24 protein-coding genes and 1 riboswitch are annotated in these 23,219 nt (G+C 53.9%); of the genes, 17 read left to right on the top strand and 7 right to left on the bottom strand.

Translation table 11 applies throughout. The features are described from left to right. Positions 1-99 precede the first annotated feature (99 nt). Entirely contained in the window at positions 100-1,740 is a 1,641-nt protein-coding gene (locus tag KI367_RS05460) for a putative polysaccharide biosynthesis protein (RefSeq protein WP_212948214.1), read from the top strand. Positions 1,741-1,755: 15 nt separating this feature from the next. Here KI367_RS05460 and KI367_RS05455 read toward each other — a convergent pair whose 3' ends face one another. Beyond that, positions 1,756-3,159, bottom strand: a complete 1,404-nt coding sequence (locus KI367_RS05455) for a DUF2515 family protein (protein WP_212948212.1) — start codon at positions 3,157-3,159, stop codon at positions 1,756-1,758. 150 nt (positions 3,160-3,309) lie between these two features. Here KI367_RS05455 and KI367_RS05450 point away from each other — a divergent pair, with 150 nt between their 5' ends. From KI367_RS05450 to KI367_RS05420, 7 genes are all read left to right on the top strand, one after another. Next, positions 3,310-3,654: a thioredoxin family protein gene (locus KI367_RS05450; protein WP_036710904.1), complete on the top strand. Its 345-nt coding sequence runs from the start codon at positions 3,310-3,312 to the stop codon at positions 3,652-3,654. A 209-nt stretch (positions 3,655-3,863) separates the two neighbouring features. Next, positions 3,864-4,820, top strand: coding sequence for a COX15/CtaA family protein (locus tag KI367_RS05445; protein WP_212948210.1), 957 nt, complete (start codon positions 3,864-3,866; stop codon positions 4,818-4,820). 118 nt (positions 4,821-4,938) lie between these two features. Beyond that, positions 4,939-5,640 (top strand): Cthe_2314 family HEPN domain-containing protein, encoded by a 702-nt coding sequence (locus tag KI367_RS05440; protein WP_212948208.1) that lies wholly within the window; start codon positions 4,939-4,941, stop codon positions 5,638-5,640. Positions 5,641-5,725: 85 nt separating this feature from the next. Continuing rightward, positions 5,726-5,867, top strand: a riboswitch (SAM riboswitch). A 154-nt stretch (positions 5,868-6,021) separates the two neighbouring features. Continuing rightward, positions 6,022-7,032, top strand: coding sequence for a methionine ABC transporter ATP-binding protein (locus KI367_RS05435; protein WP_036710896.1), 1,011 nt, complete (start codon positions 6,022-6,024; stop codon positions 7,030-7,032). Continuing rightward, on the top strand, positions 7,032-7,700 hold the full coding sequence (locus KI367_RS05430) for a methionine ABC transporter permease (protein ID WP_036710892.1): 669 nt from the start codon (positions 7,032-7,034) through the stop codon (positions 7,698-7,700). The genes KI367_RS05435 and KI367_RS05430 overlap by 1 nt, the downstream gene beginning before the upstream one ends. 141 nt (positions 7,701-7,841) lie before the next feature. Then, positions 7,842-8,684: a MetQ/NlpA family ABC transporter substrate-binding protein gene (locus tag KI367_RS05425; RefSeq protein WP_036710891.1), complete on the top strand. Its 843-nt coding sequence runs from the start codon at positions 7,842-7,844 to the stop codon at positions 8,682-8,684. Positions 8,685-8,979: 295 nt separating this feature from the next. After that, the gene (locus KI367_RS05420) at positions 8,980-9,765 is read left to right on the top strand and encodes an SDR family oxidoreductase (RefSeq protein WP_036710982.1); all 786 of its coding nucleotides are present in this window, start codon (positions 8,980-8,982) and stop codon (positions 9,763-9,765) included. Positions 9,766-9,832: 67 nt separating this feature from the next. Here the strand turns inward: KI367_RS05420 and KI367_RS05415 are convergent, their stop codons facing one another. Next, complete coding sequence (locus tag KI367_RS05415) at positions 9,833-10,078, bottom strand: NifU family protein (protein WP_036710886.1); 246 nt, start codon at positions 10,076-10,078, stop codon at positions 9,833-9,835. 187 nt (positions 10,079-10,265) lie between these two features. On the opposite strand from KI367_RS05415, the gene KI367_RS05410 reads away from it, so the two are divergent. Then, positions 10,266-10,520, top strand: a complete 255-nt coding sequence (locus tag KI367_RS05410; RefSeq protein WP_036710884.1) for a YuzB family protein — start codon at positions 10,266-10,268, stop codon at positions 10,518-10,520. Here the strand turns inward: KI367_RS05410 and KI367_RS05405 are convergent. Together KI367_RS05405 and mqnE are read right to left on the bottom strand one after the other, a co-directional pair. Beyond that, positions 10,517-11,578, bottom strand: coding sequence for an NAD(P)/FAD-dependent oxidoreductase (locus KI367_RS05405; protein WP_212948206.1), 1,062 nt, complete (start codon positions 11,576-11,578; stop codon positions 10,517-10,519). The two genes, KI367_RS05410 and KI367_RS05405, sit on opposite strands and share 4 nt — an antisense overlap. Positions 11,579-11,641: 63 nt before the next feature. Continuing rightward, positions 11,642-12,748 (bottom strand): aminofutalosine synthase MqnE, encoded by a 1,107-nt coding sequence (gene mqnE, locus KI367_RS05400; protein ID WP_212948205.1) that lies wholly within the window; start codon positions 12,746-12,748, stop codon positions 11,642-11,644. 488 nt (positions 12,749-13,236) lie between these two features. Here mqnE and KI367_RS05395 point away from each other — a divergent pair, with 488 nt between their 5' ends. Further along, complete coding sequence (locus KI367_RS05395; protein WP_212948203.1) at positions 13,237-13,596, top strand: HesB/IscA family protein; 360 nt, start codon at positions 13,237-13,239, stop codon at positions 13,594-13,596. Positions 13,597-13,699: 103 nt separating this feature from the next. Here the strand turns inward: KI367_RS05395 and KI367_RS05390 are convergent, their stop codons facing one another. Continuing rightward, positions 13,700-13,912 carry a hypothetical protein gene (locus tag KI367_RS05390; protein WP_036710879.1) on the bottom strand — a complete coding sequence of 71 codons (213 nt, stop codon included), beginning with the start codon at positions 13,910-13,912 and terminating at the stop codon, positions 13,700-13,702. A 211-nt stretch (positions 13,913-14,123) separates the two neighbouring features. Between KI367_RS05390 and KI367_RS05385 the strand changes: the two genes are divergently transcribed. Then, positions 14,124-14,786 carry a YheC/YheD family protein gene (locus KI367_RS05385; RefSeq protein ID WP_036710876.1) on the top strand — a complete coding sequence of 221 codons (663 nt, stop codon included), beginning with the start codon at positions 14,124-14,126 and terminating at the stop codon, positions 14,784-14,786. A 247-nt stretch (positions 14,787-15,033) separates the two neighbouring features. Next, entirely contained in the window at positions 15,034-15,177 is a 144-nt protein-coding gene (locus tag KI367_RS05380; RefSeq protein ID WP_156124595.1) for a sporulation histidine kinase inhibitor Sda, read from the top strand. A gap of 209 nt (positions 15,178-15,386) precedes the next feature. Here the strand turns inward: KI367_RS05380 and KI367_RS05375 are convergent, their stop codons facing one another. Continuing rightward, positions 15,387-16,388, bottom strand: coding sequence for an NAD(P)/FAD-dependent oxidoreductase (locus KI367_RS05375; protein ID WP_036710874.1), 1,002 nt, complete (start codon positions 16,386-16,388; stop codon positions 15,387-15,389). A gap of 685 nt (positions 16,389-17,073) precedes the next feature. Here KI367_RS05375 and KI367_RS05370 point away from each other — a divergent pair. Beyond that, positions 17,074-18,267 carry an NAD(P)/FAD-dependent oxidoreductase gene (locus tag KI367_RS05370; protein WP_036710976.1) on the top strand — a complete coding sequence of 398 codons (1,194 nt, stop codon included), beginning with the start codon at positions 17,074-17,076 and terminating at the stop codon, positions 18,265-18,267. Positions 18,268-18,269: 2 nt separating this feature from the next. Continuing rightward, positions 18,270-18,521, top strand: coding sequence for a hypothetical protein (locus KI367_RS05365; RefSeq protein WP_212948201.1), 252 nt, complete (start codon positions 18,270-18,272; stop codon positions 18,519-18,521). Between the two features lie 63 nt (positions 18,522-18,584). On the opposite strand, the gene hemQ is transcribed toward KI367_RS05365, so the two are convergent. Continuing rightward, on the bottom strand, positions 18,585-19,334 hold the full coding sequence (gene hemQ, locus KI367_RS05360) for a hydrogen peroxide-dependent heme synthase (protein WP_036710974.1): 750 nt from the start codon (positions 19,332-19,334) through the stop codon (positions 18,585-18,587). 223 nt (positions 19,335-19,557) lie between these two features. Between hemQ and KI367_RS05355 the strand changes: the two genes are divergently transcribed. The 3 genes from KI367_RS05355 to KI367_RS05345 all read left to right on the top strand — a co-directional run bounded on the left by KI367_RS05355 (position 19,558) and on the right by KI367_RS05345 (position 23,211). Then, positions 19,558-19,854, top strand: coding sequence for a YuiB family protein (locus KI367_RS05355; protein ID WP_036710872.1), 297 nt, complete (start codon positions 19,558-19,560; stop codon positions 19,852-19,854). Positions 19,855-19,985: 131 nt separating this feature from the next. Continuing rightward, positions 19,986-21,620 carry an alpha/beta hydrolase family protein gene (locus tag KI367_RS05350; protein ID WP_212948199.1) on the top strand — a complete coding sequence of 545 codons (1,635 nt, stop codon included), beginning with the start codon at positions 19,986-19,988 and terminating at the stop codon, positions 21,618-21,620. A 79-nt stretch (positions 21,621-21,699) separates the two neighbouring features. After that, the gene (locus tag KI367_RS05345) at positions 21,700-23,211 is read left to right on the top strand and encodes a replication initiation and membrane attachment family protein (protein ID WP_212948197.1); all 1,512 of its coding nucleotides are present in this window, start codon (positions 21,700-21,702) and stop codon (positions 23,209-23,211) included. Positions 23,212-23,219: the final 8 nt, after the last annotated feature.

The following is a 23,219-nucleotide window of genomic DNA, read 5'->3' as shown; positions in this document are numbered from 1 at the left end:
TGGCCGTTTGCATTGCGGTTATTGGCAATCAGGGATTTCGCTAATCCCGGCAATCTGCTCCATGGGGGTTGCTCGCTGGGGGAAAGAAGGGGAAACAGTTTGGCTAAAAAAGAATCGTTTATCAAAGGTACGCTGATCCTTGCCGCCGCGGCTCTGGTGGCGAGGGTGCTGGGGCTCGTGCAAAGGGTGCCCCTGGAACATCTGCTCGACGAAGTCGGCAACGCTTCGTTTTCGATTGCCAACAACGTCTATCTGATGCTGCTCACCGTGGCGACGGCGGGCATTCCGAGCACGCTGAGCAAAATGGTGTCGGAACGTTACGCGCTGAAGCGGCCCGGCGAAGCCCGCCAGGTCTATCATGCGGCGCTTTGGTTTGCGGTGGCTGCCGGCGTGATCATTACGGCGCTGCTTTATATTTTGGCTCCGTATTACGCGACGTACGTCTCCAAACAGCCCGAAGCGACGCTGGCGATCCGGGCCTTGGCGCCCGCGCTGCTCCTGTTTCCCGCCATCGCCATGATGCGCGGTTATTTCCAGGGGCGGAACAACATGACCGCAGGCGGCGTTTCGCAAATCGTCGAGCAGTTTGCCCGCGTCGGGGCCGCCATCATTATCGCTTATATCATGCTCAAAGCCGGGTACAGCGGAAGCTGGATCGCCGCAGGCGCTTCCTTCGGAGGCGTTCTCGGAAGCATCGGGGCGTTTGCCATCATGCTGTATTACACGGTGAAAATGCGCCGGCAGGACAAGGTGCTGATGCTCCAGGAAACCGTCGATCCTAAGCTGCCGCTTATGAGGATTTATCGGGATATTTTTACGTTGTCCATTCCGATCGTTTTATCGTCGCTGACGGTGCCTGCCGTGAATTTCATCGATTCGTCGATCGTCAACCCGCTGCTGATCGGGCAGATCGGGGAAGCCAAGGCGACGCAGGTGCTCGGGATTCTCGGCCAGCGCGCGCAAAGCATCGCCGGCATCCCGCCGATCCTGGCGATCGCGCTCAGCACGTCGCTGATTCCGATCATTTCGTCGGCTTTTGCCCGCAAGGATCAGGAGCATTTGCAGCAGCAGATGACGCTGGCGCTGCGCATTTCGATTTTGACGGGGATGCCGATCGTCATCGCGCTTTGCACGGCTGCCTATTCCATTAACGGGCTGCTTTTCAGCAGCCTCGACGGCAGCTGGATCATCATGCTGCTGACGTTCGGCACGATTTTTCAAATCACGATGATGACCACGAACTCCATCCTGCTTGGCGTCAACAAAGCGAAGCTGTCGATGGTGAACGTGATGGTCGGGATTTTGGTGAAGCTGGCCGGCAGCTTCCTGCTGGCGCTCGTTATCGGCATTTACGGCATCATCGCCGCTACCGGGCTTTGTTTCCTGGTCATTACGCTGCTGAACCTCCGCCAATTGAAGACGATCGTGCCGTTTTCCATCCTCGGCCAACGGTGGCCGGGCTTTTTGGCGGCCGTCATTCTGACCGCGGCGGTCGGTTACGGCCTGAACGAAGCAGGAGTTCAGCTGACCCGCATCATGCCGGACCGGCTGGCGTTCCTGATCACCTGCATCATCGTCGGCGGGGCGGTCGTCCTGTTGTACCTGGGGCTGCTGATCATGCTCGGCGTGCTGCGCCAGCATGAGCTTGCCGGCTACCCGCGCAAAGTGCAGAAGCTGCTGCGGCCGCTGATGCGCCTGCAGCCGGCCAGGTACAAGTCCGCCGATTCCCAGGGACAGTAAGCCGAGGCCTGACGGTCATTGCGTCGCGTCCGGCCGCCCCGGAGCGGCATCGGCGGAAACCGCGCGTTCCGTATCATGCGTTAGCGCTGCCTTTTGTACGGCAAACCGGTGCGCATGCGACATTTCGATCAGCACCGGCCGTTTCGGCCGCGTGAGATGATCGAGCGCTTCATTGGATTTGAACCAGTCGTAACGGGTAATCGGCTCGTACGGCATATCATGCCATACCTCGGCAAGCGACGGGCTGTACAACCGCTTGTCCGGCGGCAGCCATTCCCGTTTCAGCAGCTCTGCGCTCTCCTGGGGAGAGTTCAGGGCTGTTTTTTTGTCGTCCGTAAACAGCTTCGGCCAATATTCCTGGCGGGAGCCCCTGTGGACCACGTTGGCGGCAAACGCCTCGACGCCCGCGAGCACTTCTTGATAACCGAACAGCATGGCGTACAGCGCCTTGCCGAATTCGATCCGTTCGTCCAGGTCGGCAAAATGCTCCAAAATCAGCCCGACCATGCCGCGGCAGCCCTGCTCCCCATCGGCGCTGCCTTCGCCTTCGCCGGAAGGGGGGAGGGGCGCCTCCTCCGGCGATTCGGCTTCGGCCGGGGGCGCAACGAGCATCGGAAAAAGGACCTGATTCATCTGGAAGGCGCTGTTCATCGCAAAAAAAGGATGCCGCAAAACCCGCTGCTGAAAATAACGGTTTTGGACGACCCGGCCTTCGATGTAGTTTTGCTCGTTGATGATCAGGCCGACGGCGAGCAGCGCGCTGTCCCGCTCGATCCAAAAGCGTTCCCAGAACGGGCGCATGAAAGCCGAAACGCGAAACTCGGGCAGCAGGTAGAACAGGCTTCTTCCGAGCTTCCGGCTGCGGGCGTAGAGCATCAGCTGGGGATAGGCATCCAGAAAAATGAGCGCGTTGCTGCGCTCCAGCATTTGATAAATATCTTCCTGAAGCTCCGCCGGAATCACGTCGGAAAACAGTCCGCCCTTCAGGTCGGTCATGTTCCAGCCCGCATTGCGGGATACCATATGGGCCAAAAAGGACCAATGCAGCTCCGGGTACTCGCGGTAGCACTCGTAGTACGCCCTCGTCCGGGTTACGTTGCTGCGCGAGGCCTCCAGGGCAGCTCCACGGATCGATTGGACGGTTTCAAGATCCTCCGCCGACAACGGGGCCGGCGCCTCTTCCTTGCCGAAATCGCCGCTGTGCATCCGATTCCGGTCGGCAAGCTGCCGCTTGAGCTGATCGCGGATGCTGTGGGCGGCCGATTCCCTCCAGCCCAGCGGCCTGCGGACCTTAATCAGCTCCTGCGACGCTTTCCAGCAAACATATTTGCCTTTGACCGCTTCGGCCGCCGTTTGAGGCAGCGTTTTGGCCAACCGGATGAACCCTTTGAACGTTTGTCCGTCCACCTTTTCCGACACGGGTAGCCTCCTCCTTTCTTCATGAAATCCCTTATTCCCAGTATGTCTCAAAAATTTGACTTCCACTCCATATTTTGATTCACTAAGGGTAGGATTTTGCAAAATCCGGAAGAAAAAACGAATCGATTGTTCAGAAAGGACTGATTATAGATGCAAAAAATTACGTCCAAAGCCGAATTTCAAGTCGCGACCCAGTCACCCCGTTTGACGGTGGCCGTGTTCAAAGCCGATTGGTGCGGGGACTGCAAATTCATGGATCCGTTTATGCCCGATGTGGAAGAGAAATTCAAAAATGAATTGACTTTGGTCGAGGTGGACGTCGATAAAGTGGACGATGTCAGCCAGGAGCTGAACATTCTTGGGATTCCGAGCTTCGTGGCGTTTACGGATGGACGCGAGCTCGTCCGCCTCGTCAACAAGCTGCGCAAATCGCGGGAGGAAATCGAAACCTTCCTGCAGCGGGCCGTCGAGGTATATCAAGCGATTCATAAGTAACACCCCATTACGGCACCGCTTTTGCCATCACGCAAAAGCGGTGCGGGTTTTTCTGCCGAATCCGTAAGCCTTAAGGGCAGCTTTGTCTTTTTGTCACAAAATGGCTATATTTCGCGATGGTATATCAGGTATAATAAATAGGATTGGTAATATACGGGCGCTTCAGGGAAATGAGGCGTTTTTACTTTGATTCTTGCGGGTGAGATATTTTGAATACAAAACAATTGAAATGGCTGAGCTACCTGACTTTTATCGTCATGTTTTTCGCAACGTTCGGAGGGACGGTCGTCACCAAAACCGATTCCGGGCTTGGATGCGGCCACGAATGGCCTTTATGCCACGGGCAATTCATTCCCGCGCACACGATCGCTTCGCTGATCGAATATTCGCACCGCCTGGTCAGCGGCCTGGCAGGGCTTACAGCGGTGGCCGTCGTGGCGGCCTTTTGGCTTTACGCCAAAAACCGCAAAGATCTGCGCGTCTATTCCGTGCTGACGCTTATTTTTGTGATCGTGCAAGCATTGATGGGGGCGCTCGCCGTCATTTATGACCAATCGTCCGCCGTGTTAGCGCTTCATTTTGGATTTTCGCTCATTGCTTTCGCCAGTTCGCTTATGCTTGCCCTCGGGGCCCGAAAAATGGACCGGGAAAAGCAAACGGATTCTCCCGAGGATCAACCGGCCGTTTCGCCCGGCTTCCGTACTTTTGTATGGTCGATTACGATCTATTCGTACCTAGTGGTCTACGTCGGGGCTTACGTCAGCCATACAAGCTCGGCCGGGGGTTGTTCCGGCTGGCCGCTGTGCAACGGGCAATTCATTCCGACGCTCACGGGAAGCGTGGCCATCGCGTTTGTTCACCGGTTAGCGGCATTGCTGCTGTTGATCGCCGTCGTGGTCATGGCTATTTGCGCGTTTAAGCTGCACCGGAACAGCAGGGAGATTCGAACGCTCGGAGGCGCCGCCGCCGTATTGTGCCTTCTGCAGGTGTTCAGCGGCGCGGGCATCGTGTACACGCTGGGCAACCCCGAGGTTTACATTTTTGCGGCGCTGCTTCATAACCTGCTCATTTCCTCGTTGTTCGGCGTCCTGTGTTATTTGAGCGTACGGGTATGGCAGCTCGGCAAAGAGCCCGTCGAACAACTGAAGCCTGCATCAAATGTGTAAGTGCAAGGCATCATAAACATTTGCCTACAGCAAAGTCCGCGAGTTTCGTCTTCGAGGGCTTTGTTTGGTCTTATCAAGAATGGACGTTATCCGAAACTATACGCCGGGAGAGAAGCCCATGCTGCGAACACTGCTTGGAGAAATGCCGCGCCAGAACAAGGGACGGATTGGGGAAGCCATGGATGCGATGCACCGCACCATCGGGCTGCTTCAAAAGGAAATGGACAAAAACGACGACCCGAGCCATGATTTCCGGAAGCTGGACATATGGACGCGGGGGCTGGTTTCCTCATTGGACGAGCTGGAACAAAGCTTGTTTGCCGCCGCCTTTTTCCGCAAATCGGTCAAGGCCGGATACGTCGACGACATGAACGTTCAAGAGCAGACCGAATATGCAAGATACGCCTATTTTTATAAAAACGGCTTTATCCGCGTCTTTTCGGTTTTGGATAAGCTCGGCACGGTGCTGAATGAACTTTTTGACTTGAATACGGCCAAAGTGAAGGAGCATTACTCGTATTTCACCGTCCTCCGCAGGCTCCGGGAACTGGAGCGCAGTCCTGAACTGGAGGGCGAACTGAATTCCGTCAAAAACGAATACCGCGACGCGCTGAACGTGCTGCGCAAACGGAGGAACGCGGAGATTCATTACATGAACGCGGAGATGCAGGACGACCTGTGGCAGCGGCATCAGGGCCTGCATGCCAAAGTGGAGCTGGAGGACCTGGATCAGCATTTGGAGGATCTGCGGCAGGGGCTTGACATGGTCTGCAAATCGTTGATCGCGGTATACCGGTATGCAGGGAGACTGTGGTCCTAAAATCCAACAAATTTCCTTTTGACAAGAAGCGGAAAAGTGATTATACTGAATCACGTGAAAAAATAATATTGTTTGCATACATTTTTTCTTATCGAGAGAGGCGGAGGGACAGGCCCGATGAAGCCCGGCAACCGATTCGAGAAGCGGCCCCGCGAGGCCAAAGTCCCGAATGACATGGTGCTAATTCCTACAACTGCAGGCATGCGCTGCAGATTGGCAGATGAGAAGAGGAAGCGACTTCGAATAGAAGAGCCCTTTTTGATTCCGTCAAGAGGGCTTTTTATTTTGTCTACTTATGTCGAAGAGCGGCATTTCGGCATTTCATTGATAGATAGGACGCAAGGCTTAAGCTTTAAGAAAGCAAGGAAGGAGAGCTTCGGATTGATTGAATTGAAACAAGTAACCAAAAGATACGGCAAAGGCACGAAGACGACGGAAGCTCTATCCGGCCTTAACCTTTCCATTAAAAAAGGAGAGATCTTCGGGGTCATCGGACATTCCGGCGCCGGCAAAAGCACGCTGATCCGCTGCATGAACCTGTTGGAGCGGCCGACGTCCGGCGAGGTATGGGTCGATGGCGTGGATTTGACCAAGCTCGGCAAGCAGCAGCTGCAGACCAAGCGCAGGGAAATCGGCATGATTTTCCAGCATTTCAATCTGCTGAGCTCGGCGACCGTCTACGACAACATCGCGTTTCCGCTGCGGCTCGCCCATGTGGATAAAGCCAAAATCGCGAACAAAGTGAACGAACTCCTTCAGCTTGTCGGGCTGGAGGATCACCGCGACAAATATCCGGCGCAGCTGTCCGGCGGCCAGAAGCAAAGGGTCGGCATTGCCCGCGCGCTGGCCAGCGACCCGCAGGTGCTGCTGTGCGACGAAGCCACATCGGCTTTGGATCCGCAGACGACCGATTCCATACTCAAGCTGCTGCTTGACATCAACCAAAAATTCAACCTGACCATCGTCCTCATCACGCATGAGATGCATGTCATCCAAAGCATTTGCGACCGCGTCGCCGTCATTCATCAAGGCGGCATCGTGGAGGAGGGGGCCGTGGCCGAAGTGTTCCTGAAGCCGCAGCATCCGGTGACCCGCGAGTTTATCCTCGGCGAGGCGGGAGAATCCGCCCAGCTTGCGCTGCAGGCGCCGCATGACGGTTCGTCCAAGCTATGCAAGCTGACGTTCCTGGGGGAAAAAACATACGACTCGATTTTATCTCGGACGGCAAGGGAAACCGGCGTCGATTTCGCGATTTTGCAGGGGACGATTTCGAAGATCAAGGACATCCCTTACGGCCAGCTGATCGTTCGGCTGGAAGGCGAGTCCGGGCCGATCGAGGAAACGATCCGGAAGGTTCGGGACGAAGGTTTGGACGTGGAGGTGTATGACTGATGTTCGGTATTGATTTTTCGCTGCTGGATTGGAACGAAATCGGCGTAGCCAGCGCGGATACGCTGAAAATGCTCGTTTCCTCCGCGGTGTTTACGTTTATTCTCGGCCTGCCGCTTGGCGTGCTGCTGTACCAGACGTCGCGATCGAACACCGGCTGGGTGCGGATCGTCTACAACGTGCTGTCGGTCATCGTCAACATTTTGCGTTCCGTGCCGTTTATCATCCTGATCGTTGCTTTGATCCCGTTTACGACATGGATCGTGGGCGTATCCTATGGAGTGCTCGGGACGATTCCGCCGCTGGTGATCGCGGCCGCGCCGTTTTTTGCCAGACTGGTGGAGACCTCGCTGCGCGAGGTGGACCGGGGCGTGCTGGAAGCCGCGCAGTCGATGGGCGCTTCCACGTGGCAGATCATCATGAAGGTGCTGCTGCCGGAAGCCAGACCGGGCCTGCTTGCAGGCATTACGATCACGGTCGTCACGCTGGTATCCTATACGGCCATGTCCGGCATGGTCGGCGGCGGCGGGCTTGGAGACCTTGCGATCCGTTACGGTTATTACCGGTATCAGAAGGAAGTCATGATCATTTCCGTGCTGTTTATGATCGTTTTGGTGCAGGTGCTGCAGATGGCCGGTGACCGGCTCGTCAAGCATTTTACGCGCAAATGATAGAAGGGTAATTCCATCCGAACCTTCGGATGTCGGGAGAGCTTTGGCGCCTGCATGTGGTTTCCGCTTCAAAGGAAAGACATGCGCCAAGTTCTCCAATCATAAATCTTATTAAGTTGATCAATTAAAGGGGGATTTACAATGAAAAAAGGATTGTTTGCATTGCTCAGCCTCATTCTCGTGGTGGCGCTTGCCGCTTGCGGAAACAAAAACGCCGAGGAGAAACCGGCGGCAGGCGGGGAAAACAAAGGGACTGAAGCCAAAACCGTCACGTTGACGGTGGGAGCTACGGCCGTACCGCATGCGGAAATTTTGAAGCACATTCAGCCGGCGCTTGAAAAAGAAGGCGTAAAACTGGAAATCAAGGAATTTTCCGATTACGTGCAGCCTAACGTTCAAACGTTCCAAAAGCAGCTTGACGCAAACTTCTTCCAGCATAAACCGTATCTTGACGACGAAAACAAAACCCGCAACATGGATCTCGTCCCTGTCGTAGCCGTGCACGTGGAGCCGCTTGGCGCGTATTCCAAAAAGGTGAAATCCGTGGACGAAATCAAAGACGGCGCAGTCGTCGGCATTCCGAACGACAAAACGAACGGCGGCCGCGCGCTGAGCCTGCTGGCGAAAAACGGGCTGATCAAACTGAAACAAGACAACATGATTCAAGCCACCGTCAAAGACATCGTCGAAAATCCGAAAAACATCAAAATCAAAGAGCTTGACGCCGCCATGCTTCCACGCCAATTGGACCAATTCGACCTGGCGGTCATCAACACGAACTACGCGCTGGATTCCGGCATCGATCCCGTGAAAGAAGCGCTGTTCATGGAAGACAAAGATAATCCTTACGCGAACATTCTCGTAGCCCGCCCGGACAACAAAGATTCCGACGCGATCAAAAAACTGGCTGCGGCGCTGACTTCCGACGACGTCAAAAAATTCATCGAAGACCAATACAAAGGGGCCGTCATTCCGGCATTTTAATCGCTTAAGCCTATGACCCGTCCATTTGAGCATACCGTAAGACGAAGATCCGCGGAGGCGTTCATGCCTTCGCGGATTTTTTTATGCTTCTTCCTATGGGCTGCGAACCTTTGCAGAAATTCCGAACGCTGCCGCCTTCAAGTTGCTGGGAAGCCGTCCAATCTTCTATACTAGAAGAGCAGGGAATACATAACGAATCGATGAAATACGGTTATAAATATGAGGATTTCGCAAAAATCCGGATACATATTGAAACTTGGAACGGGTTTCCGATGCCCATGGAGGAGGAGCAATGTTGAAGGATAAAATCGCCTTGATTACCGGAAGCGCAAAAGGGCTTGGAAAAATGACGGCGCTCACGCTGGCCGAGCAGGGTTGCGACATCGCGCTCAACTACGTGCACAGCCGGCAGGAGGCGGAAGAGCTCAAACAGCGGATCGAGGAGCTTGGAGTACGGTGCATTGCCGTCCAGGCGGACATTTCGGAGGCGGCCCAGATTGAAGAGCTGGTGCGTCAGGTGGAATCCCGGCTGGGAAGCGCGGATATCGTCGTCAACAACGCCGGACCGTTCATCCGCGAGAGGAGATTGTTTGCCGAATACGCGAAGGAAGAAATTCTGTCGCTCGTCCAGGGGAACCTGGTCGGCACGATGCTGCTGGATCATCTCGTCTTGCCGGCCATGCGGCATAAAAAATGGGGAAGGATCATCCATTTCGGCTATGGCCATGCGTCGGAAGCAAGGGCCTGGCCGCACCGGGCGGTATATGCCGCGGCGAAAACGGGCCTGGTTTCGTTCACGAAGACGCTTGCGGTGGAAGAAGCACCGTTCGGCATTACCGTCAACATGGTCTGTCCCGGCGACATTCGCGGAGACAACAAGGAAAAAACGATTGCGGAGGTATCCGGCCTTTCGGACGGAGAAACGCCCCGGGGAAGGCCGGGAAGCGGGGAAGACATCGCCCGCGTCATCCGTTATTTATGCCATGAGGACTCGGATTTCATCACGGGCAACATCATGGACGTTTCCGGCGGGCTGGACCCGATCCGTCCTTGGATCGAACCGGCCGGCCCCAAATCATGAACAAAAAAGAGTCCTGCGCTTCCGGTTAGAAGGCAGGACTCTTTGCGATTGAAGATATGAAATGGGATTAGAATACTTGAATAACGTCGTTGATTCCGTCGACTTCCTCAACGAGGGCGCGTTCAATCCCGGCTTTGAGTGTAATGGTGGAGCTTGGGCAGCTTCCGCATGCACCCATCAATTTCAATTTCACGATGCCGTCTTCCACGTCAACCAGTTCCACGTCACCGCCATCGCGCTGAAGGAACGGACGAAGCTTATCCAGCACTTCCGCTACCTCATCGTACATGGTGCTTTGTGCGTTTTCGCTCATTAGTTTCAACTCCTTTCCTGTAATGATTATTATATTACAAAACGAGCCAAAATAAAATGGCTATATCTGCTCGGAACGCATGAACGGCATTGATATTTTGTTTTTGCCCCGCTAAACTAAGGGAAGTTCATTATTCCAAGGATTAATACACAATCCTGATATTCATTCATGAAGCAGGTGATGTCAATTGAGACCCATTATCGAGTTTTGCACGAACAACATGCATTTCGGAACCGATGAAGTCATGGAAAAGCTGGAAGAAAATCCGGACTATGATGTGATAGAGTACGGCTGCTTAAGCAATTGCGGCCAATGCGCCATGATGCCGTTCGCCATGGTCAACGGCGAAATCGTCGACGCCGACAGCGCGGACGAGCTTTACGAGGCGATCATGGCCAAAATAAAAGAGCTCGAGGCTTGGGACAGCCTCGAGCTGGACTAGCCGAAATGGCGTTTGGACAACCAGAGTACCCCGCTCTTCAGGATGCGGGGTACTCTTCCTTTTACGGAGGTTTTCCCCATCAATCCGAAGCCCGCTTTGCTGCCGAGCGAACCGAGCGTGCCCTTCAGGCGGATTTTATGGATTTTCGGCGTATCTCCCCGCCAAAGGGCGTGGATCACTTCCGCCACCTGCTCGGCTTGGGCGCCGGCAGCCTGCGCGCTTGGGGCAAAAGGAATGCTCGCGCAGTCCCCGATCACGTAAACCTCCGGATAATCCGGAAGCTGCGAATATTCGTTGATCAGAAGCCGCCCGCCGCGGTCTTTCGGCAAATCGAGATCCTGGACGACCTTGACCGGCTGAATGCCTCCGGTCCAGACGGCCGCGTCGGTATAAATCGCCTCGTCGCCGTTGTATACCGCTCCCTGCTCGACGCGCGATACCGAGATATGGGATCTCGTATTGACGTCATGATCGCGGAACCACTGCTCCACGTAAGCGGAAAGCGTGGAAGGGAAGGCCGACAGCACCCGGCTGCCCCGGTCAAGAATCGTGATGTTCAGGTCGGGACGGCTCTCGCGAAGCTCCGCGGCCGTTTCGACGCCGCTCAAGCCTCCGCCGATGATATGAACCTGGCCGTACGGCTTGATGTCGTTCAAGCGCTGATACGTTTTGCGGGTGCTGGAAAAGGTCTGGATGCTGTTCGTATACTCCTCGGCGCCCGGAATGCCGTGATAACGGTCCGTGCAGCCGAGGGCGATCGCAAGATAGTCGTATTCGATCGGTTCGTCCTGATCCATGTGAACCAGCTTCTTCTCCAGATCAATGGACGTCACTTCGCCGTATCTTTTGGTCAGCTGGTTATGCTGCGGGAACTGGATCCGAAGATCGAAATCCGAAGCCGTTCCGGCCGCAAGCGCGTAGTATTCCGTTTTGATGCCTTGGAACGGCATCCGGTCGACCAGCACGATTTCGATATCCGCCGGAAGATTGCCGTTCACCAGGCCTTCGATCATCGCCAGGCCGCCGTAACCTCCACCAAGGATGACAAATTTTCTCATTAAGTCCGTCTTTCCTTTCTTTTGCATCGGGATTAAGGATTGGCGCGTTTGCCCCCAATTGCCCTACTCATATACTTTGATTTCATTGTAGAAAGTATCCCGTTCCACCGGAATCCGTCCTGCGCCCTTGATCAGCCACACCAGTTCGTTCCGGGTCAGGCCTTCAGGCGTCAGGGCTCCCGCCGCATGGCTGATGCGTTCCTTGAGGATCGTGCCGTGCACGTCGGAGGCGCCGAAGGAAAGCGATACCTGCGTCAGCTGCGGGCCGATGTTGATGAAGTAAGCTTTGATGTGATCGAAGTTATCGAGCATCAGGCGGCTGATGGCGATGGTTTTCAAATCCTCGTAGGCCGAGTTGCGGCGCATGATGCCGGCGTTTTTGTTTCTAGGCTGCATGGAAAGCGGGATGAACACCAGGAAACCGTTCGTTTCATCCTGAAGCTCGCGGATCTGCATCATATGGCGGATGCGGTCTTCGTGCGTTTCGATGGCGCCGTACAGCATCGTCGTATGGGTTTTCATGCCCAGATTGTGCGCCGTTCTGTGCACTTCAAGGTAACGATCGACGTTGGCTTTGTCGACCTTCATTTTTTTGCGGTATTCATCGGACAAAATTTCGGCTCCGCCGCCCGTCAGCGACTTCAGTCCGGCCTTTTGCAGCTCTTTCAGCACTTCTTCGATGCTCAGCCCGCTGATTCGCGTGTAAAAATCGATTTCCGCCGCGGTATAGGCTTTCAGGGTCACGTCCGGGAAGCGGTCGGTGAGCGCCTGCAGCGAGTCGACGTAGTATTGGAACGGCATATGGTGGTTATGGCCGCCGACGATATGGAATTCGCGGACGCCTGGATGGATGTGCTGCTCCACGTATTCGATCATTTCCTGGCCGGTCAGCGTATAAGCGCCTTCGTCGCCGAGGTCTTTGCGGAAGTTGCAAAATGCGCATCTGGCTTCGCACACGTTGGTGAAATAAAGGCTCATGTTTTCGATGAAATAGACCTTTTTGCCGTTTTTGCGCAGGTTGACCTCATTCGCCAATTGGCCGAGCGTCAGCAGGTCATCCGTTTCATAAAGAAATACGCCATCCTCGAGGTTCAGGCGCTCCCCGTGGCGTACTTTTTCGGCGATTTCTTGCATTCTCTTGCTGGTATTCGATGTTACAATCATGGACATATCCATTCCTCCTGTTCATGTAATGGGTTGCGGCTTTGCGTCAAAAAACACAAAAAAATCCGCTCGTCGGAAGGTGTCCGGCTTCATTCAATCAAGTCTTGAAATAACGGCTTGTCAATGCGCTCGAAAGGAGCAAAGGCCGGTTAAGTATGGGCGGCAGATCTGCTTGCCTGCGTCATGGATGTAAATGTTTTTTGTGAAAAAAATAACAAAAAAATATGGCAGACCATTGTCCTGTTGGTGACAAAATTCCGACAAATGCCTTTCCCCTGTCACCCACCCTATTATAAACCGCACATTCAGGCTCCGCAATACGGTAGGGAGGAAAAAAAAGGTCGGTATTTCCTGGGATGAAGGCTGGGGTCACTTGAGAGGATACCGTTTGTGGAGTATACTGAGCTTAAGTAAGCGTCTGCTTACGATACCGGTTTTGCTAAAAAGAAAGATCCGAGGGGCATGGCTCCGCAAAACTTTTAGGAGGGTGACTTATGATTCAAATCAGCGATTCCGCTTCCGATAAGCTAAAAGAAATGCTCGCCGAGCAAGAAGTGCCGGATATGTTCCTTCGTTTGGGCGTGCAGGAGGGCGGCTGCAGCGGCTTTTCCTACGCGATGGGATTTGACGACGAAGAAACGGAAAACGATGTATATATGAACGTCAACGACCTGAAGGTCGTCATCGATAAGCAAAGCCTGCCTTTGATCAACGGCCTTGAAATCGATTATGAGGATGCAGGAATGAGCGGCGGCTTCACGATGCACAACCCGAACGCCACGGCTACCTGCGGCTGCGGAGCTTCGTTCCGCACGGCCACGAACGCTGGCAAGCCGGCGCCGGAAGAATGCTGATCCACAAACCACCGCTCGTCCAAAAGGGCCCGCACCGCTTCGTATGAAGCATGGCGCGAGCCCTTTTTTGCGTTGTCCGTTCGTTTTCGGGTAGTGTCTTGCGTCAGGATGCCGGGACGATGAAGGTGTGGTTAACCATCAGCACGATCATCGCTGCCGCGAGGATGGAGAATACGATGCAGCCGGTGCCCAGTCCCTTGCGTTTATCTTTAATGAACTTGAATCCAATGGCGAAAATGCCCACGGTAACGGCAACCAGCGTAATCGACATGCCGATCATGGCAACCCAGTACAATATCTTGAAAAATTCAGCCACGGCGTTAGCTTCCTCCCTTTGTCACATTCAAATCCCATTATATCCGATAAAACGATAGACGCCAATAGAACTATTATGGCTCCATGCTTCCGTTTTTACTCCGCAATCCCCCGTTTTCCTCCCATATGCACCGTTTATGTACAAACATACAGGAGAGGAACGCCTCCGGCGAGTATGCTAAAAGAGAAGAGTGAGAAAGGAGGCGGTACAAGTGGGGGGAAGACAGTTGGCTAGCAAGTGGCTGAAAACCGAAGCACTGCTGACAGATCCCGAAGTAGCCCCTTATATACCGCAAACCAGAGGACTAAATAGGGAAAATCTTTATTCGATGTTGGAATCCTATGGATTTGTCGTCGTTAAACCGATCGTAGGGGGCGGCGGATACGGCGTGATCAAAATAAACCGGTCCGACATGGGTTACAGCATTACGAAATCCTTGCAAACGAGCCGGTATGCCAATTTTAACGACATGTACCAAGCGCTGCTTCGGGTCAAGGTAAGGCGGAAATATTTGATCCAGCAGGGCATTCATCTGGCGCGCATCCAAGGCCGCCCGATCGATTACCGCGTGAAATATGTCAAATCCGGAGACCATTGGGAGTTCAGGGCGATGGTAGGGCGATTGGCCAGACAAGGGCTGTTCGTTACCAACCTGTGCAAAGGCGGGCGTTTGCTGAGCTGCAGTGAAGGGCTGCGCAGATCGCTGCCCCACATCTCCTCGGCGGCCAAACGGAATGAAATGCGCCATCTGACGCGAAAATGCACGGCTATTCTGGAACGCCATTTTCCCGGCATCGGCCAGTTGGGTTTCGATTACGGGCTGGATTACAGCGGGAAGATATGGATTTTCGAAGTTAATACCAGACCCCAGTAAACCTATGAAACGGAAGACCGCCGATCATAGATTCAGAAAAAATATTTTTAGGGTTGTTGATAATTCATCCTCCTGTGTATAAATGTTATCCCCAAAATCCACTGCATTTTTATTGGTATTACGACACTTGCTAACAAATTATACACAGGATTTCCACAATAACCTGTGGATATTGCGAACGCTTGTTCCGATGTGGAATGTTTGATATGATAGATTCGAGGAAAATAAAGGAAAGGATGTGAAAGGAATGGCTATCTTGACGGATGAAATGCTCCTTGATTCTTATCATGCAGCTGTTGAATTGATGCTTGACCGGGACTTCATCACGCTGCTCCTGGCTGAGATTCATAAACGGAATCTTGAGGCTGATCCTCCGGGCATCGTTCACTAAGCGACGGGAATCCCATGCACATCCATCGTTATTTCCTTTGACATGCAGCACAGTTGTACCATTTGACGGCGTTGTGGAGGTGTACATTCTATTATCGAAATACATAGAGACGACATGGAAAAAATGAGGGTACCCTTACCGATTGGAAGTTGAAGCGTTCCAAACGTAAGGATACCCTTTTTTGTATATCTATTTTGGTAAAAAGGCTTCTACAGCTTCATGTTGCTGCTGTGTCCAGGGGACAGCTTGGCGTCCGGATCGATGTATACCTTGGCATTGTTGACGGCCGTCGGCGCCTCGCCGAAACCGACGGCGATCAGCTTGATTTTGCCCGGGTAGGTCGTAATGTCGCCGGCAGCGAAAATGCCCGGAATGTTCGTTTCCATTCTCGAATCGACGACGATCGAGTTGGATTCGATCTGGATGCCCCATTCGGCGATCGGGCCGAGCGTCGACACGAACCCGAAATTGACGATCACGTCATCCACTTCGATCTCTTGCGTTTCCTTGGTTTTGACGTGGGTCAGCGTGACCTTCGTAATGGCGTCTTCGCCGTGCAGCGCCGTGATTTCCGTCGGCGTCACGACGCGCACCTTGGATTTCATCAAATTCTCGACGCTGTGCTCATGGGCGCGGAATTTGTCGCGGCGATGAACGAGCGTCACTTCCTCGGCAATCGGCTCCAGCATGAGGGCCCAGTCAACGGCCGAGTCGCCGCCACCGGTCAGAAGCACTTTTTTGCCCTTGAATTGCTGCAGATCGTTCACGAAATAATGGAGGTTCGCTTTTTCGAATTTCTCCGCGCCTTCGACTTCAAGCCGGCGCGGCTGGAATGCGCCGACGCCGGCCGTAATGATGACCGCCTTGGCGTGGTATTCCCCTTTATCCGTCGTCACGACGAAATGACGCTCGTCCCGTTTGACGAGGGAAGTGACCTTCTCCTCCAAGCGCACGTTCGTTTGGAACAACTCCATTTGCTTGGATAAATTGTCCACCAGTTCCTGTGCCGTTACCTTCGGAAATCCGGCCACGTCGTAGATGTATTTTTCAGGATATAGCGCCGTCAGCTGCCCGCCAAGCTGCGGCATGCTTTCGATCAGCGTGACCGAAGCCTGACGCATCCCGCAATAAAAGGAAGCGAACATTCCCGTAGGACCTCCTCCAATAATGAGCAGGTCGGATATTTCAACACCATCGGTATGTGATGTCATGTTTTATATTGCACCTCCGCGTTGTTATCGAATGATATAATCTATGAATATCGAAAAGAAATCATCTTCAAAGAGATCAGCAACCCCAATCGCAATTCGAACTTGGACAAGCGGCCAGCCTGCTTCGAAGCGCTTCAATCGACGCTTTTCTTATTATAATATATCCCGGCCGCCGCTGGAAAGTGAATTCGTCTGCCTTGGCCATGGCGAACAGAGAATGGGAGGATTCGCGGAGGCCGTTCGTTCCCGTCCGGAAAAAGCGGCTTCGGACGCGGATTTCAGGCCCAAATAAGACTTGATCTTTTGCCTGAAACTAGCTATCATTTCAATTGTGCATTACCATCTTTTTGTCGAATTTCGGACATTTTTTTCCTGCTTTTTCTGCTTTTCTAATTGACCGCTGATTAACGTTTCCCGCAGCCGTCAGAATCAGGCGGAATCCATATCCCATTCGATAACCGGGATCGCGATACATCACGACAATAAAAGTGTATAATTTCACAATAAGTTTTGTAATGTATCACAAATATAGATATAAGAATCAATTTCATAAACTTAACAGCGGCTCTAATCCCGAACGATATATAGATCGAAGCAGTTGAACCGTCTATATATCGTTTCATTATTGCGCTTTTAACCATGTGGAATTGATTCATACAACAAAGGATTTGGAAGGAGCAAGATGATGAGCAACATTCCCAAGATCGTAATCCTCGGCGCGGGATACGCAGGTATTCTGACAGCACAGCGGCTCCAGAAAGAATTGAATTATAACGAAGCCGACGTCACGCTCGTGAACCGTCACGATTACCATTATATTACGACCCATTTGCATATGCCTGCCGCAGGCACGGACAGCGTTGAAAATACACGGGTTCCCATTTCGAAGCTGATCGACGAATTTAAGATCGACCTGGTCAAGTCTTCCGTGCAGGAAATCCGCCCGCATGAAAAAAAGGTCATTTTGGAGGACGGAACCCTTTCTTATGATTATTTGGTCATTTCCCTGGGCGGCGAATCCGAGACCTTCGGCATTCCGGGATTGGCCGATTATGCGATGACGATCCGCAGCATCAACTCGGTGCGCCTGATCCGCAAGCATATCGAATACCAGTTTGCGCTTTACAAAAACGAAAGGCATCCGCAGCATCGCCTGAACTTCGTCATCGGCGGAGCGGGCTTCAGCGGGATCGAATTCGCGGCGGAGCTTGCGGACCGGATTCCGGCGCTGTGCAAAGAATACGACGTCGATCCGGCCCAGGTGAACATCTATAACGTGGAAGCCTCGCCGACCGCGCTGCCCGGATTTGCCCCTGAGCTCGTCGAATACGCGATGGACGTGCTGAAGAGAAAAGGCGTGACGTTCAAACTGGGCGTTGCCATCCAGGAATGCACGCCTGACGGCGTTCTGCTGGCTACCGGCGAAGAAATCAAAGCCGCGACCGTCGTTTGGACCGGCGGCATCCGCGGCAACCATATGATCGAAGCAGCGGGATTCGAAACCGCCCGCGGCCGGGTGAAGGTCGACGAATATCTTCACGCCCCCGGCCATGACAACATCTATATTATCGGTGACAATGCCCTCGTCTTTAATCCGGAAGGGCGGCCTTATCCGCCGACGGCGCAAATCGCCATGCAGCAGGGCGTATGCTGCGCGCATAACATCGTCGCGGCCATCCGCAACCAGCAGCCGCGCAGATTCGTGTTCCAGAACAAGGGCACCGTCGCTTCCCTGGGCAAAGGGGAAGGCATCGGGGTCGTGGGCGACAAGCATTACAAAGGCTGGAAAGCCGCGCAGCTGAAAAAGCTCGTCGATTTGCGCTATTTGTTCATCATCGGGGGCATTCCGCTCGTGCTGAGGAAAGGAAGGTTCTTGTAAGGATGCGACACTGCAGTGTTCAAGTCCGCTCGCTTTTGACGAGGGAGGAGCTGGACCGGTATAACGCGCTGATGGAAGTGGGAGGTTATTTGGAGGACCAAAACCGCTATGACCTGGCATACGCCGTGCAGAAGGAAATCGATATTTTGATTTTGCCTGCCATCGAAAGGCTGAAGGAAAAAAGCCGCGACCGCGACCGGGCTACCGCCGAATTTCTCGAATCCCTCAAAAACGCCGGGCACGAATCCGAATGATGCTCTTTTTTCATAATAAAAAAGCTTGCTTCCGAGTAAAGGAAGCAAGCTTTTTGCCGTTGTTTATACTTTGAGCATGTCATCAAACGATTCGGGCGTGAGCAGCGGACCGACAAAAAAGCTGCCGAATTCGCCGAACCGCGCGCTGACCTCGTCAAAACGCATTTCATACACGAGCTTCTTGAATTGAAGCGCGTCGTCCGCGAACAGCGTAACGCCCCATTCCCAATCGTCGAAGCCGACCGAACCGGTAATGATTTGCTTCACTTTGCCGGCATAGGAGCGGCCGATGAGCCCGTGGCTGCGCATCATGTTCCGGCGTTCTTCCATGTCGAGCATATACCAGTTGTCGCTTAGATCGCGTTTTTTGTTCATCGGGTAGAAGCAGATATATTTCGTTTTCGGAAGGATCGGCTTCAAACGCGCGACGACATGCGGATTTTCCATCGGATCGCCGCCGCCTTCCCCTGCCAGATAGTTGCTCAGCTCGACCACGCTTACGTAAGAGTAGGCTTTGGTGGTGAAGCGGGCGAAGAGCGTTTTATTGAATGCGGTTTCCACCGCGTTGAGTTCTTCCAGCGTTTCGCGCAGATGCATCAGGACAAAGTCCGCTTTTTGTCCCACGATGCCGTAAACGGCCGTGCTGCCTTGTTTCGCGGATTCGACCTCGGACCATTCCTTGAAAAATTCCTGGAGCTCGTCGAGCGCCATAGCGCGTTCTTCGTCGTCCGCGGACTTCCAGGCCGTCCAGTTGATGGAACGAAAATCGTGAAGAGCGTACCAGCCTTCTAAAGTGGATGCTGCTTCGTTCATTTTATCGATCACTCCCAAGTTTAGTTGCTTTAACACCTTCTTCTCATTGTATCCCAACCGCAACGGAAAGAGCAAATGAAGTCACAATCTATTCACGTATTGTTCGTTGCTTCGTGACAAATTTTCTAGTAAACTTACTATCATAAAATAAGAAGCGTTTTTTCGTTAGCCATATCCGCGCACCGCGAGCGGGTCATAGAGAAGAAGAGGTGAACAGGTTAGCATGCAGTTTATCCCTGTATTGGTGCTGATGGTTTTGTTTTTTATGATGATGTTCGGGATCGGCTTCATCTTAAATATGCTTATGAAGACCACTTGGTTTCCATCCTATTTGTTTATTATCGTGATTTTGCCGATCGTCGTTTATTCGCTTTGGGACCGGGGAGACACTTCGTTTCTCCATTACCTGGGCTCCTTCCGCATCGTCGATTATTTGACGGGAGTGGCGGGGCTCGTAGGGGCGATCGTCAGCGGCGTATCGATCCAAAAGCTGCGCAAAAGCGGATTTAAAATGTTTTAAAGCAAACGTAAGGCAGACAGCTCTCCGGCAGGGGGGCTGTTTTGCTTCATTTAGAGCTGGCTTGCTCCGCATCCCTGATCAAAACTTGCTCGTCGTCAGCTCCATGCATGAACCGGGAAGGGGAAGGGAAGTTGAAAGGAAAATCCTGTCTTGCGCTGTTTGCAGCGATTGTCATGTTGTGCGTTTGGATCCCGGAAAAGGGGGAGGCCGAACCGGATGCCGTACCGGTCCGCGACGCGGTCGAAGCCTTGGGAGGAACCGTGCTGTGGGTGAAGGAGGAAAAGGCGGCCAAGGTGTTGTTGGGAAACCGGAAATGGAACATCACGCCGGGCAGCGCCCGGTCCGAAATCGACGGCCTTCCGCTGGACCTTCCGAAGCTTGCTGTCCTGAACAGGATGGGCAGGCTGTATGTCCCCGTGTCCGCTTTTCATGAGGCGCTGGGCGTCCAAATGAATTTTCGCGACGGACGGTGGAGGGCGTCGGAAGCCGATCCGGCCGGCCTGGGGATGTACTGGATGCGGCTTTTGCAGCTGGGGGAATACGGCGAGGCCAGGGACATGATGAGCCCCGGTTTGGCGAAGCTGTTTTCGGCCGATGTCCTGGAGCGGTACAAAAGGCATCTGGAGGAAAGCTACGGCTCCTGGACGCTGATCCAAGCCGGCTCAACCGAAAACCGGGTGCACCGGAACGCGGTTTTGTCCTACCAAACGCCGCGCGGCCGAAGCTTCCGGATGGAACTGCGCTTCGGCCGGGACGGGAAGCTGGACGATCTGGCGCTGCTTCCGAACGTTTCCGATCGGTACCGTCCCCCCTCCTATGACGCTCATGGCCGATACATAACCGAAAACGTGATCGTCGGGACCGCAAGCCTCCCGCTTCCCGGAACGTTGACGCTACCTGCCGGGGCCGGGGAGAAGGTGCCTGCCGTCGTCCTCGTCCACGGTTCGGGCCCGAACGACGCGGACGAATCGTCGGGAGGCGGCAAAATGTTCCGCGACATCGCCGTCGGGCTCGCCCGCGAGGGAATTGCGGTTCTGCGTTATGCCAAACGGACATATGAATATCCCAACCGTTCCTTGACGCCTCATTTTACCGTCCGGGAGGAAACGGTCGAAGACGCTCTGTCGGCGGTCGGGCTGCTGCGGCAGGACAAGCGGATCGATCCGGACCGGATATTCGTGCTGGGTCACAGCCAAGGCGGCATGCTCCTCCCTGCGATCATCGAAGAAGACCGGGGCGGCTCCATCGCCGGCGGGATGCTTTTGTCCGCTCCCTCGGGAGCGCTGGAGGATTTGATGCTTTCCCAATACGAAGGCATTTTGAAGCGGGCGGGAGAAGCGGGCGAAACCGGGGCGGAGCTGGAGCGCAAGCAAGCGAACCTGCATACGTGGCGGCGGGCGGTGGACATGCTGCACGACGACCGTTATTCCAAGGCGCGTTTGCCGGCCGATTTTCCGCTGCCTAACGCTTATTGGTGGTTCGATATACGGGAATACAGCGGCCCGATGATCGCCCGCGGACAGGACGTGCCCCTTTTCATTCTCCAGGGGGGCAATGACGTGCAGGTTCCTCCCTCCAGTTTGAAGGTATGGAAGCAGGCGCTGGGGACACGGACGGACGTCAGCTGCAAATTATATCCCGGGCTGAACCATATGTACGCATTGTACGACCGGCCTTCGACGGGCGACGAATATCGATTCGCCTCGAACGTTCCCGAATTCGTCATCCGGGATTTGGCAGACTGGATTCATTTGGGGATAAAATAATCGTCGAAATATATCGGAGCGGGGATTCCTTTTATGATAGAATAGAGAAAGTCTACGTTACGATGGGAGGAGCCAAAATATGCACATGAAGAGCCTGCTGCATTTTACGGAAAATCACAGGTTTTGCGTTTATCGTGATTTTTGTTTAAGCAGTCTGGACAGCAGGATGCTCAGCTCGGTTTATCAGCCCATGGTCGGAGCCTTCGCCATCAGTTTGTACCATCTGCTGTTTCAGCAGATTCCTATAGAGAAATTGGGTTATTCTCCGCTTGAACAGCAGCGGCGCCTGTTTTTGACCCTGGGACTCGAGCCCAGCGAAAAAGGCCGCCGGTACCTGATCGAGCAGGCCTCGCTTCTGGAAGCGGTCGGGCTGCTTCAAACCTGCCGCATCTATATGCCGGAGCAGGAGGATTACGTTTACGAATACGAGCTTCAGCAGCCTTTGTCGCCGGCCGAATTTTTTAATACCCAGCACCTGACGCTGCTGCTTCGGGACAAAATCGGCAAGTTTGCGGTGCTGGCGCTCCGCGAGGAGCTTTGGGCGCGCGAACCGGAGGAACTGTCGGGACCGAGGGGAGGACATAAGGAAAACATCTCGCTCGCGTTTTACGACATTTTCGAGCTGAACACGCATGTGATCGATTACGAGCTGGAGCAGGCGCTTTCCGAGGTGTCTTCGGCAAGGCAGCCGGGGGTTAGGGTTCACGAGGACGAAAATGCGCTGAATTATGCCGACATCATTCTCCGTTTTCCGAAAGATTCGGTCAACCGGACCCATGTCGAAAAGCTCCGCTTCAACCATGAGCAGATGGGGGTCCTGAATTACGTCGTGCATAAATACGACCTGAGCGTGCAGGATTTATGCCGGCTGCTGGACGAAGACGGGGCGTTCGCTCCCGACGGCAGCGTCGCGCTTGAAGAGCTGGAGCGCAGGGCCAACCTGCAATTCCGTCAGGATAAACGGCGCCAGGAGCAGCGCGAGGTGTATGCCGGGAAGGTGGTAGCGCTCAGGCAGCTCGAGGATCCGGCGGAGCCGACGCCGATGGAACATGCGGTCGAAATGGAATATTACGTGGACGTTCCGGTCCAGTTCCAATCCAAATGCGACATCCACCAATACAACATGATGCTGCGCAATGAACCGTACACGCGTCTGCTGAAGACGTTTTTTCCGGGGGCGGTGCCGGACAACTTTTTTGATATTTTCGAAAAGATCGACCACAGCTACAAGCTTCCCGGGGAAGTCATCAACGTTCTGATCCATTATTTAATGTCCTTATTGACCTCGGGCGGCAACGAGCAGCGCATCAACCGCAATTTCGTCGAAGCGATCGCTTCCAACATGCTGCTGAAGCAGGTGAACACGTACGAAAAAGCCGTTCAATACATCCGCGACCAATCCAAGGTGAAAGGCAAGCAGGCGGCCGCTTCCGGGGGCGGAAGGACCCGTACATACGGCAGCAAGGCGGCCAGGTTAAAGCCTGACATTCCGATTGCCCAGGAGAGCGGGGCCGCAAACGCCGTCAGCGAGGAAGAATTCGAAGAGATGCTGCGGATGGCCGCCGAAATGCAGGCGAGCAAAAACAAGTGACGGCATCG

Source organism: Paenibacillus cookii, from assembly GCF_018333375.1.
In the GTDB taxonomy this organism is placed as follows: domain Bacteria; phylum Bacillota; class Bacilli; order Paenibacillales; family Paenibacillaceae; genus Paenibacillus_AQ; species Paenibacillus_AQ cookii.
The sequence above is the reverse complement of the archived record's forward strand: the minus strand, read 5'-3'. Positions and strand labels throughout refer to the sequence as shown.